Consider the following 16,678-nt stretch of genomic DNA (forward strand, 5'->3'; position numbering starts at 1 on the left):
GTAACCCAAACCAACCATCGAACACAGGAGAACACAGATGGCCATCACGCTGCCTGCGGGCATGAAGATCACCGGCGAAATCCTGCCGGCCTACGAAGACATCCTCACGCCGGCGGCCCTGGCCCTGGTGGACAAGCTGCATCGCGCCTTCGAGCCGCGCCGCCAGGAGCTGCTGGCGGCCCGCGTCGAGCGCACCAAGCGCCTGGACGCCGGCGAGCTGCCCGACTTCCTRCCGCAGACCAAGAGCGTGCGCGAAGGCGACTGGAAGGTCGCGCCGGTGCCCCCCGCGCTGCATTGCCGCCGCGTGGAAATCACCGGCCCGGTCGAAGCCAAGATGGTCATCAACGCGTTCAACTCGGGCGCGGACAGCTACATGACCGACTTCGAGGACTCCAACACTCCCAACTGGCACAACCAGTTGCAGGGTCAGGTCAACCTCAAGGCCGCCGTGCGCCGCACGCTGACGCTGGACTCCAACGGCAAGCACTACAAGCTGGCCGACAAGATCGCCACGCTGCAGGTGCGCCCGCGCGGCTGGCACCTCGACGAAAAGCACGTCACCATCGACGGCCAGCGCGTCTCCGGCGGCATCTTCGACTTCGCGCTGTTCCTGTTCCATAACGCCCGCGAACAGATCGCGCGCGRCGCCGGCCCCTTCTTCTACCTGCCGAAGATGGAGAGCCACCTCGAAGCCCGCCTGTGGAACGACGTCTTCGTCATGGCCCAGAACGAAATCGGCCTGCCGCAGGGCACCGTCAAGGCGACCGTGCTGATCGAGACGATCCTGGCCGCATTCGAGATGGAAGAAATCCTGTATGAGCTGCGCGAGCACAGCGCCGGCCTGAACGCCGGCCGCTGGGACTACATCTTCTCGTGCATCAAGAAGTTCAAGGTCGACAAGAACTTCTGCCTGGCCGACCGCGCCAAGGTCACCATGACCGCGCCGTTCATGCGCTCGTACGCGCTGCTGCTGCTCAAGACCTGCCACAAGCGCGGCGCGCCCGCCATCGGCGGCATGAGCGCACTGATCCCGATCAAGAACGATCCGGAGAAGAACGCCATCGCCATGCAGGGCATCATCAACGACAAGAAGCGCGACGCCACCGACGGCTACGACGGCGGCTGGGTGGCCCACCCGGGCCTGGTCGAGCCGGCCATGAAGGAATTCGTGGCAGTGCTGGGCGACGCGCCCAACCAGTTCGGCAAGCAGCGCGACGACGTCAACGTGGCGGCCAAGGACCTGCTGGACTTCCAGCCGGAAACCCCGATCACCGAAGCCGGCCTGCGCATGAACATCAACGTCGGCATCCACTACCTCGGCTCCTGGCTGGCCGGCAACGGCTGCGTGCCCATCCACAACCTGATGGAAGACGCCGCCACCGCCGAGATCTCGCGCTCGCAGGTGTGGCAGTGGATCCGCTCGCCCAAGGGCAAGCTGGAAGACGGCCGCAAGGTGACCGCCGAGATGGTGCGTGGCCTGATCCCGGAAGAACTGGGCAAGATCAAGGAGTTCGTCGGTGGCGACACCAGGACCTATGACCGTGCCGCCGAGATCTTCGAGCAGATGTCGACGTCGGAAGACTTCGCTGAATTCCTGACGCTACCGCTATACGAAGAGATCTGACAGTTCCCATGCGCGGAGAGCACCCGGGCCTGCCCGGGTGCTCGCCGCCGCGGGTCGCCGTCATGAAGCCGTCATGAAGCCGCGCCGCCTCTTGCAGAAGAGGCGGCGCGGTTTTTTTGGGGGCTTGCGTATGCGTGTGCGCGTGCGCGGCGCGGCGTGCAGAGGAAAGAGGCGAGGGCGGCGAACCCGCGACGGCTAGGCCGAGGCCGGGAAGGTCTCTTGCAACAGCGTGCGCACGGTGTCCGCGACGCCGTGCTGGCTGCCGCGGCGCCACGCCAGATGCAACTCGACATCCAGCCCGGCGGCCTTCTCGAGCGGGCGGAAGGCAACACCCGCGTACCCCAGCCTGTGCGCGGACTGGGGGACCAGCGCGACGCCCATGCCTGCGTCGACGAGCGACAGGATGGAATGCGTGTGGCTCAGCGTCTGGACGGTCTCGGGCGCCACGCCTTCGGCACGCAGCCGGCCCGCCACGATCTCGTACAGGTAGCGGGATTCCGACGGGCAGAACTCGATGAAGGGCTGCGCCTCCAGGGACTGGAGGGTCAGCGAACTGCAGCGCATCAAGGGATGCCCGGCCGGCGCCGCAAGCACAAACGGTTCGCGCAGCAGCGGCGCGGACAGCGCAAAGCTGCGTGGCGCGAACGGCCGGACGATGCCAAGCTCGATGCGGTCGGCGCCAATGGCTTCGAGCTGGGCATCCGTCTGCATTTCGCGCAGTGCCACGTGGACCTCCGGGTACCTGGTGCCGATCGCGGCCAGGATCTGCGGCAGCAAGGTGAAGCTGGCGGCAGGGATGAACCCCATCGTCACGGTGCCCGCGTCCGCCCGCATGGCGCGTCGTGCCGCAAGCGTCGCGGCCTGGCTGCGGCGCAGGATGTCCTCCGCTTCGCGCAAGAACGTGGCGCCGGCCAGGGTCAGGCGCACGTTTCCGCCCGAGCGCTCCAGCAGGCGGACCCCGACCTCATGTTCGAGCAGCTGGATCTGCCGGGTAAGCGGCGGTTGCGTCATGTTCAGCAACGCGGCGGCCCGGCCGAAATGCAGTTCCGTGGCCACCGCCACGAAGCTGCGAAGATGCGAGAGCTGAAGCACGATTCAATTCTTGTATTGCGGCATCGCCTGTTTGGATTGGACGCTGCGGCCGGTTCCTCCTTAGAGTGGCACCTCTTGTGTCTTTTCCCCGGGGAGATGAAGGTGGCTACTTTCGAAGGTTCCGCGCTGCGCACCGCGCTTGATGGCATTTCCGGCATCCTGGTCACGCCATTCGATGCAGATGATACCGTCTCGCCGGCACCGCTCGCGCCCGTCGTGGACCGCGCGGTCAAGGCCGGCGTGCATGTGCTGGTTGCCAACGGCAACACCAGCGAGTTCTACGGCCTGCGCGAGCAGGAGGCCGTGCGGATGGTGCACGTGGCCGCCGAATGCGTGGCCGGCCGCGTGCCGCTGCTTGCCGGCGTGGGCCGCAGCGTGCACGAAGCCTGCGCGCTGGCGCGCGCCTCGCGCCGCGCCGGCGCCGATGCGCTGATGGTGCACCAGCCGCCCGATCCGTTCGTGGCGCCGCGCGGGGTGTCGGCCTACGTGCGCAAGATCGCGGAGGCCGGCGAGGGCCTGCCGCTGGTGCTCTACCTGCGCAACGAGAACATCGGGCTGGCTGCCATCGAGGAACTGTGCCGCATCCCTGAGGTGATCGGCGTGAAATGGGCCTCACCCACGCCGCTGGTGCTGGCGCAGGCGATGCGCCGCACGGCCGATCTCGGCCTGGCCTGGGTGGGCGGGCTTGCGGAAGTGTGGGCGCCGCCCCTCTACGCGGTCGGGGCACGCGGCTTTACCTCGGGCCTGATCAACGTGATGCCCGAGCGCTCGGTTGCCATTCATGCCGCACTCGAAGCCGCCGACTACGCCAGGGCGATGCGCCTCATCGACGAGATGCTTCCCTTCGAGGAACTGCGCGCGCAAGAGAACAACGGCGCCAATGTCACGGTCGTGAAAGCCGCGCTGCAGATGATGGGCAACGACTGCGGTGCCACGCGGCCGCCATCGGCGTGGCCCTTGACCCAGCACCAGCATGCGCAACTGCACACCTTGATGTCGGGCTGGGGGCTGGTGCGCTGAAGCCGCGCCGCCGATCCCGCGGCCGCCCTGCTTAACTGACGGGGATCAATTGCCGGGTCCCGGCGGACCGGGGAGATCCGCTGCCGGCACTGCCATCCGTGGCCTCAGTCGATGGCCGCGCCGGAATCCTTGACGAGCTTCGACCACTTGTCGGTGTCGCGGTGGATCAGCACGGCAAACTGCTCCGGCGTCGATGTCAGCGGCGACGCGCCTTGCCGGATCAGCTTGTCGCGCATCGGCTTGTCCTGCGCGATGCGCGAGATCTCGGCCGAGAGCTTTGCGACGACGCTTGCAGGCAGGCCTTTCGGCCCGACCACGCCGAACCAGACGTCTGCCTCATAGCCGGCGATGCCGGCTTCGGCCATGGTGGGGACGTCGGGGAGTGCGGGGGATCGCGTGGCGCTGGTCACCGCCAGGGCGCGCAGCCTGCCGGCTTTGACATGCGGCAGCGAGCCGGGCAGGTTGTCGAACATCAGTTGCACCTGATTGGCCAGCAGGTCTGCCATGGCGGGGCCGCTCCCCTTGTACGGCACGTGGACGATCTGCACGCCGGCCATCGACTTGAACAGTTCGCCCGAGAGATGGTTGGTCGTGCCGTTGCCTGCCGATCCCATATTGAGCGCGTTGGGGTGGCTCTTGGCGTAGTCCACGAGTTCCTTCACGGACTTGACAGGCACCTTGGGGTTGACGACCAGGATGTTGGGCACCCCGGCGAACAGTGCTACCGGCGTGAAGTCCTTTTGCGCGTCGAACGGCAGCCGCTTGTAGAGCGAGGTGTTGATGGATTGCGTGCCCACCGTGCCGAACAGCAGCGTATAGCCGTCCGCGGGTGCCTTGGCGACGACATCCGAGCCGATCGTGCCGCCGGCGCCGGGCCGGTTGTCGACGATGACTTGCTGGCCCAGGGTTTCCGACAGGCGGTTTGCCAGCACCCGGCCAAGCAGGTCGGTGGTGCCGCCCGGCGGAAAGGGCACGACCAGCCTGATCGGCTTGTCGGGAAAGGGGCCGGCCAGCGCCAGGGTGGTCCCCAGCGATAGACAGGCGGCGGCGAGCATGCGCGCAATCGGTTTCATGGGCAGATATCTCCGTCGGACAAGGATACGGTATCGAGGGGAGGGCAGGCCGCGGATGGCGGCCACGGCTAGTGCAGGCCGGCGAGGCCGGCCACAGCCTGTTTCAAGGCGGCGCGGCCGCCGACAACGCCCTGGCGCAAGATGTCGAGCGCTTCCCCGGCCGATGCCAGCTCGCGGCGCTGCGCGGCAGCGTTGTCGCGCACCAGCGAGGGCGAAGGGCCGCCGGCGGCGGTCCTGGCCGCGACGCCCTGTTCTGGATCCAGGCAGCGAGCGACTACGGCAGGCGCGAGTACGATGGCCCGGCCGGTATGGCGCAGCGCCGCGGCGCAAACCATGTCTGTGTCGATCTCGTCGGCAGGAATGCGCTTGTCGAGTGCTTCGCGCACGACGGCGCCCACGATGTGGTGCGCCTCGCGGAAGGACACGCCGGCCTCGCGCACCAGCGCGTCCGCGAGATCGGTCGCCGCGGAGAAGTCACGGCGCGCGCGCGCCACCATGTTCGCCCGCAACGGCGTCGCGTGCTCGAGCACCAGCCGCAGCAGCGCGATGCAGCGCTGGCACTCGTCCATGGACTCCCAGAATCCACGCATGCTCTCGCGATTGCCGTCGCCGGTATGCGTGAAGTGGCTGCCCTTGACCGCCGCGAGCGACGCGGTGAGCAGTCCCAGCATATGGCCGCCCTTGCCCTTGAGATACTCAAGTACGACCGGATTCTTCTTCTGCGGCATGATGCTCGAGGTGCCCGCCACGCTGTCCGGGAACTCGATCAGGCCGAACTCCGGCGTGGACCAGACGAACAGGTCCTGCGCAAACCGGCCCCAGGTGACAGTTGCGATGGTGATGGCGGACTGGATCTCCCACGCAAAGTCGCGCGAGGCCACAGCGTCGAGGGAGTTGGCCACGTAGCTGGAGAAGCCGAGCCAGCGCGCCGTGGCATCGCGGTCGATCGGGAAGGCCGTGCCGGCCAGCGCGCCGGCGCCCAGCGGGCAAGCGTCCAGTCCCGCCAATGCCTGGCGCAGGCGGGTGATGTCGCGGCCAAGCGCCTCCGCCACGCCGGCAAGGTAGTAGCCGTACGTGATGGGCTGGGCGGCTTGCAGGTGGGTGTAGCCGGGCATCACCACGTCGGCGTACTCGGCGGCCTTGTCCAGCACCACGCCGCGTGTGGCCAGCAGGCCCTCCAGGATCGCCATGGCCTTGTCGCGCGCCCGCAGGCGGTCGTGGGTGGCCAGGATGTCGTTGCGGCTGCGCGCCACGTGCAGCCTGCCGCCGGCGTCGGCGCCGGCAACCGCCATCAGGTGCGCCTCGTAGTTGAAGTAGGCATCTTCGCGCGCCGGGTCCAGGGGAACGGCGTCCGGCCCCRCCGACTCGATCCGCATCAGGGCCCGCGCCAGCACGGCGGCTACCTCCGACGGTATCAGGCCTGCGCCGTGCAGCATCAGCAGGTGTGCCTGGTTGATTTCGGTGAGATAGGGAAAGCCGCTGCCGAACTCGCGCATCAGTCGGGGCAGGTAGATGTGCTCGCATACTTCCGCGGCCGTGGGCTGCGTCAGGCGGCGGCTGACTTTGGATTCCATACGTGTTTCTCCAGGGGCGTTGAACACAGTATGGGAATCTCGACGATATATCGTCAAATCAGTAGTTTGGCCGTGAGCATGCAGATTTGATATACCATCGACGGCACGCCCATCCGGGCCGAAAGCACTCCCAAAGGCATGAACTTCAAACAGATCGAAGCGTTCCGGGCGGTGATGCTGAGCCGCTCCATGACGGTCACCGCGGCGCAGCTCCACACATCGCAGCCCAATATCAGCCGCGTGATCGGCCAGCTGGAGCGGGAAGTCGGCTTCCGCCTGTTTGCTCGCATCGGGGGCCGGCTCACGCCGACGACGGAAGCCGAAGCCTTGTTCAAGGACGTGGAGCGATCATTTGCGGGCCTCGACAGCCTGCGCGCCTCCGCTCGCGCGATACGCGAACTCGGGGTGGGCACGCTGCGCATCGGCACGGTGCCTTCCATTGCCATGACGGTCATGCCGGAGGCGATCCTGGCCTTCCGCGAGCAGTACCCCGACGTGCCCATCGCGGTGCATACCAATGACTCGCCGACAGTTGCCAAGTGGACGGCCACCCAGTTCTGCGATTTCGGGCTGGTCTCCTACGTGGTGGAGACCTCGGGCATCGAGAGCGCGCTGCTGCGGCAGGAAGACGGCGTGTGCATCGTGCCGGCCACGCACCGGCTGGCGAAGAAGCGCCGGATTCGGGCCAGCGACCTCGACGGTGAGCGGTTTATCTCGCTGACGCACGGGGATGGCACGCGCGCCACCGTCGACGCGGCATTCGTGCCCGACGGACGCGTCCTGACACTGGAGACGCCCTATGCGGCCACCATCTGCACCATGGTGGGCATGGGCCTGGGGGTCAGCGTGGTCAATCCCGTGGTCGTCCGCAGCCTGAAGCTGCCCGCGGTGAAGGCCATCCCGTTCGAGCCGGCGATCGCGTTCCAGAGCTACGTCCTGCACAACCAGCAACGCGCGGTGCCGGCGCTTGCCCAGGCGTTTCTGGACTGCCTCCATGGCGCGGGCCGCTATTGAAGAGGCCATGAAGCATGGCCGGATCGGACAGGCAAAACGGTCCGAGTGCGAGTGCGGCCGCCAGGCCAGCAGACCTTGCGTTCCGGCGGGGTTTGCCCATGGCGCGCGTGCTTGCCAGGCTTGCGCTGCCTTCGTGGCAGTGAGGCGATGACACGCGTCGCAGGCAAAGCCCGCAGCGGCGCATCCATTGCGGACGACGCCGCGCTTGTCCTACGAGAGGCAGGAGCCGCCGCGCCGGTGCTGCTCGACCAGCGCAGGCAGGGCCGCGTGCAGCCACTCGACGCACACCCGCGTCTTGGCCGTGGCGGGCAGCTTGGACGGGTACACGGCGTAGACGTTGGCCTCCTGTGTCAGCGCGGGCAGGACCTGCACGAGCTTGCCGGTGCGCAACAGATGGCCGACGTCCCATAGCGAGCGCAGCACGATGCCCCGGCCGTCAATGGCCCACTGCGTGGCCACTTCGCCGTTGTTCGCCGAGAGCGGCCCGGTGACCTTTACCGAAAGGACCTCGGCAGCCGCATTTCGCAGGCGCCACAGCCCGAAGGGATGGTCACGTTCCTTGATCACGAGGCAATCGTGGCGGGCAAGGTCCGCCGCCGACCTCGGCATGCCCCGGGCCGCCAGATAGGCCGGCGCCGCGCACAGCACGCGGCTGTTCGGCAGCAGCTTGCGGGCGATCAGGCTGGGCGCGATCTCGTCGCCGACGCGGATATCGAGGTCGAAGCCTTCGGCAGCCACGTCCACCAGCCTGTCGAAGATCTCGAAGCGCACCTGCAGTTCCGGATAGCGGGCCACCAGCCCGGAGATCGCCGGCCCCACGATATTGCGGCCGAAGCCGAAGCTGCTGCAGATCCGAATCAATCCGCGCGGCGCGGCACTGGTCTCGCGCACATCGTCCAGCAGGCGGTCGACCGCATCCAGCACGGTCAGTGCCGACTGGTAGACGCGCTCGCCCTGCTCGGTGACCGCGACCGTGCGCGTACTGCGTAGCAGCAGCTGGACCCCCAGCGTCGCCTCCAGGGCCTTGACGCGTTTGGTGACGTAGGCCGGCGACACGCCGAGCGCCTGGGCTGCCCGCGCGAAGCTGGCCTGGCGGGTGACGGCGACGAAGACGCGCAGGTCTTCATGGAGGGGGGCACTACCCGTACTGTGCATGATTCGTAAATTCTGGATTCACGTAAGGCATAAATATTCACGTATAGGCAATGCTAGCATCGTCCGGGACATCGTTTGGAGAGAATCAGCCATGACACAACGCTTCAAGATCGCCGCCATCCCCGGCGACGGCATCGGCAAGGAAGTGCTTCCGGAAGGCATGAAGGTACTGGCCGCGGCGTCGCGCCGCTTCGGCTTCGAACTGACGGTGAGCGAGCACGAGTGGGCCAGCTGCGACTACTACGCCCGTACCGGCGAGATGATGCCGCCAGACTGGAAGGCGCAGCTCGGCTCGCAGGATGCGATCTATTTCGGCGCCGTCGGCTGGCCGGCGACCGTGCCCGACCACGTGTCGCTGTGGGGCTCGCTGCTCAAGTTCCGCCGCGAGTTCGACCAGTACATCAACCTGCGGCCGGTGCGCCTGTTCGAGGGCGTGCCGTGCCCGCTCGCCAACCGCAAGCCGGGCGACATCGACTTCTTCGTGGTGCGGGAAAACACCGAAGGCGAGTACACCAACCTGGGCGGCCGCATCTTCGAAGGCACCGAGCGCGAGATCGTGATCCAGGAGTCGGTGTTCTCGCGGCACGGCACCGACCGCGTGCTGAAGTTCGCGCTGGAGCTGGCGAACGCGCGCCCGCGCAAGCATCTCACCGTGGCCACCAAGTCCAACGGCATCGCCATCAGCATGCCGTGGTGGGACGAGCGCGCCGACGCCGTGGCCAAGGACTACCCGGAGGTGACGGTGGACAAGCAGCACATCGATATCCTGACCGCGCGTTTCGTGCTGCAGCCCAACCGCTTCGACGTGGTGGTGGCCACCAACCTGTTCGGCGACATCCTGTCGGACCTCGGCCCTGCCTGTACCGGCACCATCGGCCTGGCTCCCTCGGCCAACCTCAACCCGGGCCGCAGCTTCCCGTCGCTGTTCGAACCGGTGCACGGCTCGGCACCGGACATCTACGGCAAGGGCATCGCCAATCCCATCGCCATGATCTGGTCCGGCGCGCTGATGCTCGACTTCCTGGCCGGCGCGGCGCAGGACCCCGCACCGCTGCGGCAGGCGCATGACGCCATCGTGGCCGCCATCGAGCACGTGCTGCGCGACGGCCCGCGTACGCCGGACCTCGGCGGTACGGCCAGCACGGCGGCATTGGGCGACGCCATCGCGGCGCATGTGACGCAGGGCTGACCCGCCGGCCTGCCGGGCGGCCGCTGCCGGGCGGCCGTTGTAGCAAGCCGCAGGAGCGGGCAGAGGCAGGGCCGGGCATGGCCAGGCACCGCCGGGAGGCTTTCATTCCACCTCGCGGTCAGTGGCTTTCCGGGGTGGCTTGCGGGGCGGTTCGCGCTTTTGCGAAGCCATTGCGCATTACCTATACTCTTTCGAGAAGAACCACTTTAGCGTCACATCCAGCGCCAAAAAGCGCATTTCGAGTGCCCGGGGGGAAGGCTGCCAGCAGTGCGCTCGGACGAGGCGCGCCGGCACCGTTCAGGGGCGCATATGCGTTGGCGGTCCTCGCGTTTGTCCATGTTTCGCCTGCGTTCCATTGCCATGGGGCGGGGCGAGGCTTTGCCGCCTCCCGCCGTGCGTGCACGGGCGCCAGCCGGTGTGGCCGAACGCAGGCAGAGAAAAACAAGAGCCAGCTCCGGCCCCGGCCATCCTCGCGATATCGATGGCCTTGGAAACGCTACCCGGGCACCAGCAGGGAGACCGGGATGACCCGCATCATCATCACGCATCTGTCCGGCTCGAAGGCGCACCAGATCGAGCAGTTCGAGGCAGACCGTTTCGACAAGCTGATCCTTGGCCGCGATCCGGCCGCTACCGTCGCCTTCGACCCGCAGCGCGACGACCTGGTCAGCCGCCAGCACGCCGCCATCGAGATCAGGAAAGAGGGGCCGGCCCGCTATATGCTGGTCGACCTGGGCAGCAGCAACGGCACGTTCCATAACGGCCACCCGGTCAAGGACGAGGCGCAGCTGGCGCCGGGCGACACCATCGAACTGGGCGAAGGCGGACCGCGCCTGACATTCGACCTGGAGCCCCGGCCCACGTCGGCTCCCGCGCCGACACGCCTGAACGCGAAAGCGGTAGCTGAAACGCGCATGGCCCAGCCCGCGGCCGCGCCTGCCGCCGCGGTCCCCTCGACGGGGCGCGCCAGCGCGCACGACGGTGCGATGCAGGAAGCCCGGGGTGGCCAGCCGCCGGCGGGCCCGGCCCGGGCCACGGATGATCGCGTGGGCAAAGAAACCGTGCTGCGGATGATGAATCAGGAACGGCGCTCCATCGGACGCAGGGTGATCATCGGCGCGGGCGCCGTGGCCCTGCTGGCAGCCATCGTGGTCGGCGCGTTTGCGCATTTCGGAATCCTGTTCGGCAAAAGCCCCGAGGCAATCATCGCGGAATTCGGCGGAGCGACGGTGGTCGTGGAGGCCCGCTGGCACATCGTGGACAAGAGTACGGGCCGCCAGGTCTATCAGCGCATCTGCATCGTCGAAAACCTGCGGCTTCCGTGCTTTATCCAGATCGACAGCAATCCCGTCCAGCGCTGGCTGACGACGGACGACGATGACCATCGTGGCATCCCGATCGAGGTGGGCGGACGCGGCAGTGGCTTCGTGGTCAAGGACCAGGGTTTCATCCTGACCAACAAGCACGTCGCGCAAGGATGGAAGGTGCCGGGCTGGATGGACTTCGACGCGAGCGGCGGCATCCTGATCCGGATCTCCACGGGCGGCCAGGGCGAAGTCAGCATGGCGCGCATCAACCCGAAGGCCTACCGCCATCTCAATGGCTGGGACTTCGACCACCCGGTGCGCTTGATCAGGCCGAACTTCGCCGTGCCGGGGGRCATGGCGCTTGGCCCCATGTCCCTGGCCGTTCTCGAAGGGCGCAACGAAAGCCTGGCGGTGCGCTTCCCCGACACGCGGGAAAGCATCGAGGCGCGACTGGTCAAGTCTTCCGCCGAAGCAGATGTAGCGGAGATCAAGATCGACGCGACACGGAAATTGCCCACGATCAACCTTGCCTCGGTCGGTTCGCGGCCGCGCGTGGGCGAGCGGGTGACCGTGCTCGGCTATCCGGGCATATCCGAGGAAAAGCACGCCATCGTTCAGTCGAGCGAAGGCGGGAATATCGCCAATTTCGTTGAACTGATTCCGCAGCCCACGGTGACGGAGGGCATCATCGCGAAGGTCGGCGACACGGTCAAGTCCGAGAAGAACGTCCAGACTTACGATGACCTGGGCGATGTCTACCAGCTCACGGTCACCGCGACCGGCCATGGCAACAGCGGCGGCCCCGTGTTCGACCGCGACGGCAAGGTGATCGGGCTGTTCACCTATTCCCGCTCGATGGGCGATGAGCGCGTGACATTCGCGGTCCCGATCAAGTACGGACTTGACCTGCTGCTTAACTGAGTCCAACGGGGAAGCTCGCCATGTGCGCCGACCAGGCTCGCCAAGAAGATCGATCCCGGCTGATGGTCAGGTGCGCGATGCTCAGCGACGCAGGATGCGTGCGCAGCCTGAACGAGGACGCGGTCGGCTGCATGATTCCACGCGAGGACGATCCCTATGCGCGTGCCGGTGCGCTTGCCGTCGTGGCGGATGGCATGGGCGGGCACGCGGCAGGTGAAGTGGCGAGCCAGATCGCGCTGCGTACGGTGCTTCGCGAGTACTACCGCAATCCGGGCCCGCCCACGGATGCGCTGAAAAACGCCTTTGTCATCGCCAATCGGGCGATCGGGGAACATGCCGCCGCCGACCCGAGCTGCAATGGCATGGGAACCACCTGCAGCGCGCTTGCCATCGTCAACGACCTCGCCTATATCGCCCACGTCGGCGATAGCCGGATCTACCTCCTTCGCCAGGGGGAATTCCGGCAATTGACGGAGGACGACTCCCTGGTCCGCGAGATGTACCGTGAAGGGCTGCTCAYGGCGGAAGAGGCAAGCAGGCACCCCGACAAGAATGTACTTTTGCGGGCGCTGGGAACGCCGGGCCAGGAGCCGGTCGTTTCACCGGATGGCTTTCCGCTGGCGCACGACGATGTCCTGGTGCTGTGCACCGACGGCATTAGCGATCAGATCGACGACGCGACGATTGCATCGGTGATCATGACGCTCGAGCCGGTCGACGCCTGCCAGAAACTGATAGAGCTGGCCCGCATGGCGGGAGGGGTGGATAACGCATCGGTCGCGATCTGTCGCGTGCAGCAGCAACCGGCCGCGGGCGGCGCGCCGGTTCGCTCGACGCGCGAGACCAGCGCTTTCTGAACGCAATGGGTTGATGGATTCGCCATGTCAGTCCGGCAGATAGGCCACTACGAAATCCGCACCCTGCTTGGACGTGGCGGGATCGGCGAAGTCTATGGCGCTTTCGATACCGAGCTCGAACGCGAGGTGGCCATCAAGACCCTGAGGCCCGAGTTCAGCCTCGACAGGGGATTCCTGGAGCGCTTTCGCGCAGAGGCGACCAGCCTTGCCAAGCTGAACCATCCCAACATCACCACGCTGTATGCGCTGTTCAAGGATGGCGACACCATGTGCATGGTGATGGAGCTGGTGCACGGGCACACGCTCGAGACGATCCTGCAGCGCATTGGCAAGTTTCCCGTGCGCGACAGCCTCGCGGTGGTCATCCAGGCCATCATGGGCCTGCGCTATGCGCACAAGATGGGCGTGATTCACCGGGATATCAAGCCGTCCAACCTGATGCTCACGGACAGCGGCACGCTGAAGATCATGGATTTCGGCATTGCGCGCATCCAGGGTTCGCAACGCCTCACGCAACAAGGCGATGTCGTCGGCACGCTCGCATACGCCTCGCCGGAGCAACTGCGCGGCCACGAAGGCGACGGCCGCAGTGACCTGTACAGCCTGGCGACGGTGCTGTACGAACTCATCTCCGGGCGACTGCCGTTCAACGCGACCAGCGACTATGAGCTGATCCGCGCACAGGTGGAGACGGTACCGCCGCCACTGGCCGCATGGTGCCCGGACCTCGACCCCGGCATCGAGCGCGCGCTGATGCAGGCGCTTGCCAAGGCTCCTGATGAACGGTTCTTCACGGCAGAAGACTTTGGCCGCGCATTGGGGGCTTCGCCGCTGCTTGCGGATGCGCCCGACATCGTGCGCGACGGCGTGCTTCAGACCTACAGCGCGCTCGATCTTCAGGAAACCCTTGTCGCAGGCGCGATATATACAGGCACGAGCACGAGCACGAGCACGAGCACCAGCACCAGCACGAGCGCCAACCCGAACCCGGACCCGGGCGTCAGCACGATCGCGAATCCCAGCATGAGCACGCGGGCGAACCCGAGCCTGCTCCCGGGAGCGCGGCTGCCCGGCCATGCCGATTCCGCGCAAGGCACCGCGCGCGCCGCGGCACCGCCGGTACCTCCGCCGGCCGCTTTCGCCTCGCAGTCCCGGCCAGCCGCGCATGCTCCGGCGCCCGGCACGGCCATCAGGCCGGAGCCGCCGCCGGCGCGCCCGCGCTCGCGCGTCATCGGCCTCGGCGCGGCTGCCGCCGGGCTGGTCATCGGCGCGGGCATCCTCCTCATGGCACTGACGCGACATTCGCAAGACCAGCCCCAGTCGCCCCCGCCGGCGGCGAGCGCGAGGCCGCAGGTATCCGTACCCGAGCCGCCGGCGCAGGAGCAGCCGATCAATCTCCCGCCGATCGCCCTGGTTCCGACGCCGCCGGCCCCGGCGAACCCGGCATCCCCCCCGGCAGGACAGAACGGTGGCAGTCCGGCATCGCAAGCCAGGCCGGACCTCGAGGGAACGGTCGCCCAGGTGCTCGATTCGGGCGCGCTGATCGTCTCCGGGAAGATCGTCAACCTGTCCTCCATACACGGCGAAGACGGCAAGCCGGCCCAGGCCATGCAGCGGTACCTCAAAGGCAAGGGCAACCAGCTTCAGTGTTTTGCAAAAGACAAGGCCTTCCAGTGCTTCGCGGGCGGAGAAGACATCGGCGAGCACGCCCTCAGAAATGGCTGGGCTCGCACAAGGGACGGCGCGCCGGCGCGCTATGCCACTGCCGAGCAGGAGGCACGACGTGCTCGCGCCGGGGTCTGGRCAATGTAGTCATTGGGGCGATCGCGCCTGATCGTCAAAGGGAGATGCGATGAACAGATGGACTATGGCGATCGGCTGCGCCGCGGTGGCCAGCGCGATCGCGGGGTGTGCGACGGGCGATTCGAGCGGCATGAACAAGACCACGTCGGGCGCGCTCATCGGTGCCGGCACGGGCGCGGCGCTCGGTGGGCTTTTCAGCCATGGCAACGCGGGCGCCATTGTCGCCGGCGGCATGGCCGGTGCGCTGCTTGGCGGCATCATTGGCCGGGAGATGGACGAGCGCGACCGCGAAGCGCGCCAGGCCGCGCTCAAGCAAGCCCTGCAGACCAGCGAGAACAACCAGCCCAAGACCTGGCGCAACGCGAAGACGGGGAACTCCGGCACCATCAAGCCGCTCTCCGGGTACACGAAGTCACCGACTGCCCAGACGTGCCGGAAATTCAACGAGACCTATGTGAAGGAAGGAAAGACATACGAGCAGTCTTCGCGGGCATGCCGTAACGCAAACGGGGAGTGGGAGCTTGCCAACCCCTAGCGATTTCCCGGATCTGACCATGGACCGACGCGAACGCGCCCTGCGCTTGTGCCTGCTGCTGGCCTTGGCCCTGGCCCTGACGCTGACCGGCATCTGGCCTGCGTGCGCGCAAGCGCAGCGCACCGGATCGGTCGACATCGGGCATCTCGGCGGCGACATGAAAGCCGCGGGTGCCGGCAAGCATGCCGGTGCAAAGGGCAAGGGCCACGAGGGGATGCTGCGCAGCGGTACGGCGTTCTTCGTGACCCAGTCAGGCGACATGCTCACCAGCGCGCACGTCGTTCGCGGCTGCCAGCGGATCAACGTCTGGCCGCGCGACATGGCGAGCATGCCCGCCTCCCTGGTGGCGATCGACGACCAGCTGGACGTGGCACTGCTCGCAACCAACCGTGCCGTGAAGATGGCTGCGCGGCCTCTCGCCGTTTCCGTCCATCAAGGCATGTCGGTCTATACGATCGGCTTCGGTCTCACGCCGTCGTCGCCGCTCGTGCCTGTCATGACGCGCGGAGACGTGCGCGGCACCGCCCAGCCTAGGGGCCACCGGCTGCTGGTGCTGCGCGCGGCCTTGCATGAGGGCAACAGCGGAGGCCCGGTCGTCGACGCACAGGGGGCGCTGCTCGGCATGATCGTGGGGCGGTACACGGACAACCCGGAACTCAGCGTTGCGGTCTGCGCGCAGGATCTTGCCCGGTTCGTCGATGCGAGGCCGGGCGCGCCGGCGCCTGTCGTGCCCCAGGCGCCGGAAATGAAGCCGGGCGCAAGGCTGCGCCAGATTTCGGCTCTCGTCCAATGCCTGGAATAGGCGTGCTCTGGCGGGGGGCGACGGATATGGAAACTGGAAACCGATGAGGACTGGCGGCGATCGCGACGGCGAGCCGCACCGGCGTGGAAACGCGCAAATCTCTGGAGATCCAACATGGCAAAGACTACGCAAGTCACGATCGCAATGCATTGCTTGCTGCGCTTGTCGCTCACTGCGCTCTGCATCCTGGCTGCCTGGCCTGTCGCCCACGCCGGCGACAACCTTATGCGGGAGCAGGACATCAGCGTGGAAGCCATCACCAATGCCTTGACGCCGCAGGATGCCAGCGCCAGGACCGAGACGCTCGGCATCACGCATCGCGATGTCTATGCGGCGCAGGAGGCCGCCAGCCCGGCGAAAGATCCGTCCGCCCAGCTGCTGATCACATTCAACAGCAATTCATCGAGACTGACCGACAGTGCGCGTGCCGCGCTAGGCAAGGTCGCCCGCGGACTGCAGTCGGCAAAACTCTCGCCGTACAAGTTTCGTGTCGAAGGGCATGCGGACCCGCGCGGACCGGCAAATGCCAACCTGAAGCTCTCCGAGAGCCGTGCCGCGGCAGTGGTGGAGTACCTCACGCTGGAGGGGCGCATTGCCGCCGACCGGCTGACGCCGGTCGGCAAGGGCTCCGCCGAACCGATGAATCTGCAGAATCCCTCAGCGCCGGAGAATCGGCGCGTGACCATCGTCACGGTGAAGGACTGAGCGCCGC

At 67.0% G+C, this 16,678-nt stretch carries 14 protein-coding genes; 10 read left to right on the forward strand and 4 right to left on the reverse strand.

The window, feature by feature from the left end; all coding sequences use genetic code 11:
• Positions 1–37 precede the first annotated feature (37 nt).
• Complete coding sequence (gene aceB / locus AC1DO7_RS09690; RefSeq protein ID WP_477116044.1) at positions 38–1,624, forward strand: malate synthase A; 1,587 nt, start codon at positions 38–40, stop codon at positions 1,622–1,624.
• A gap of 195 nt (positions 1,625–1,819) precedes the next feature.
• Here aceB and AC1DO7_RS09695 read toward each other — a convergent pair whose 3' ends face one another.
• Positions 1,820–2,716, reverse strand: coding sequence for a LysR family transcriptional regulator (locus tag AC1DO7_RS09695; RefSeq protein ID WP_441613398.1), 897 nt, complete (start codon positions 2,714–2,716; stop codon positions 1,820–1,822).
• A 96-nt stretch (positions 2,717–2,812) separates the two neighbouring features.
• Between AC1DO7_RS09695 and AC1DO7_RS09700 the strand changes: the two genes are divergently transcribed.
• Complete coding sequence (locus AC1DO7_RS09700; protein WP_441613399.1) at positions 2,813–3,736, forward strand: dihydrodipicolinate synthase family protein; 924 nt, start codon at positions 2,813–2,815, stop codon at positions 3,734–3,736.
• A 104-nt stretch (positions 3,737–3,840) separates the two neighbouring features.
• On the opposite strand, the gene AC1DO7_RS09705 is transcribed toward AC1DO7_RS09700, so the two are convergent.
• Together AC1DO7_RS09705 and argH are read right to left on the reverse strand one after the other, a co-directional pair.
• Positions 3,841–4,809: a Bug family tripartite tricarboxylate transporter substrate binding protein gene (locus tag AC1DO7_RS09705; protein WP_441613400.1), complete on the reverse strand. Its 969-nt coding sequence runs from the start codon at positions 4,807–4,809 to the stop codon at positions 3,841–3,843.
• 68 nt (positions 4,810–4,877) lie between these two features.
• Complete coding sequence (argH, locus tag AC1DO7_RS09710) at positions 4,878–6,383, reverse strand: argininosuccinate lyase (protein ID WP_477116045.1); 1,506 nt, start codon at positions 6,381–6,383, stop codon at positions 4,878–4,880.
• A gap of 138 nt (positions 6,384–6,521) precedes the next feature.
• On the opposite strand from argH, the gene AC1DO7_RS09715 reads away from it, so the two are divergent.
• On the forward strand, positions 6,522–7,397 hold the full coding sequence (locus AC1DO7_RS09715; protein WP_441613402.1) for a LysR family transcriptional regulator: 876 nt from the start codon (positions 6,522–6,524) through the stop codon (positions 7,395–7,397).
• A gap of 210 nt (positions 7,398–7,607) precedes the next feature.
• Here the strand turns inward: AC1DO7_RS09715 and AC1DO7_RS09720 are convergent, their stop codons facing one another.
• Positions 7,608–8,552, reverse strand: a complete 945-nt coding sequence (locus tag AC1DO7_RS09720; protein ID WP_441613403.1) for a LysR substrate-binding domain-containing protein — start codon at positions 8,550–8,552, stop codon at positions 7,608–7,610.
• Between the two features lie 91 nt (positions 8,553–8,643).
• On the opposite strand from AC1DO7_RS09720, the gene AC1DO7_RS09725 reads away from it, so the two are divergent.
• From AC1DO7_RS09725 to AC1DO7_RS09755, 7 genes are all read left to right on the forward strand, one after another.
• Complete coding sequence (locus AC1DO7_RS09725; RefSeq protein ID WP_441613404.1) at positions 8,644–9,741, forward strand: tartrate dehydrogenase; 1,098 nt, start codon at positions 8,644–8,646, stop codon at positions 9,739–9,741.
• Positions 9,742–10,265: 524 nt separating this feature from the next.
• Positions 10,266–11,969, forward strand: coding sequence for a trypsin-like peptidase domain-containing protein (locus AC1DO7_RS09730; RefSeq protein ID WP_477116046.1), 1,704 nt, complete (start codon positions 10,266–10,268; stop codon positions 11,967–11,969).
• 20 nt (positions 11,970–11,989) lie between these two features.
• Positions 11,990–12,826, forward strand: a complete 837-nt coding sequence (locus tag AC1DO7_RS09735; RefSeq protein ID WP_477116047.1) for a protein phosphatase 2C domain-containing protein — start codon at positions 11,990–11,992, stop codon at positions 12,824–12,826.
• A 24-nt stretch (positions 12,827–12,850) separates the two neighbouring features.
• Positions 12,851–14,638 (forward strand): protein kinase domain-containing protein, encoded by a 1,788-nt coding sequence (locus AC1DO7_RS09740; RefSeq protein WP_477116048.1) that lies wholly within the window; start codon positions 12,851–12,853, stop codon positions 14,636–14,638.
• 55 nt (positions 14,639–14,693) lie between these two features.
• Positions 14,694–15,164 (forward strand): RT0821/Lpp0805 family surface protein, encoded by a 471-nt coding sequence (locus AC1DO7_RS09745; protein WP_441613408.1) that lies wholly within the window; start codon positions 14,694–14,696, stop codon positions 15,162–15,164.
• 19 nt (positions 15,165–15,183) lie between these two features.
• Positions 15,184–15,966, forward strand: a complete 783-nt coding sequence (locus tag AC1DO7_RS09750; protein WP_441613409.1) for a S1 family peptidase — start codon at positions 15,184–15,186, stop codon at positions 15,964–15,966.
• A gap of 114 nt (positions 15,967–16,080) precedes the next feature.
• On the forward strand, positions 16,081–16,671 hold the full coding sequence (locus AC1DO7_RS09755) for an OmpA family protein (protein ID WP_441613410.1): 591 nt from the start codon (positions 16,081–16,083) through the stop codon (positions 16,669–16,671).
• Positions 16,672–16,678 lie beyond the last annotated feature (7 nt).

Source organism: Cupriavidus sp. 05N40, assembly GCF_056397305.1.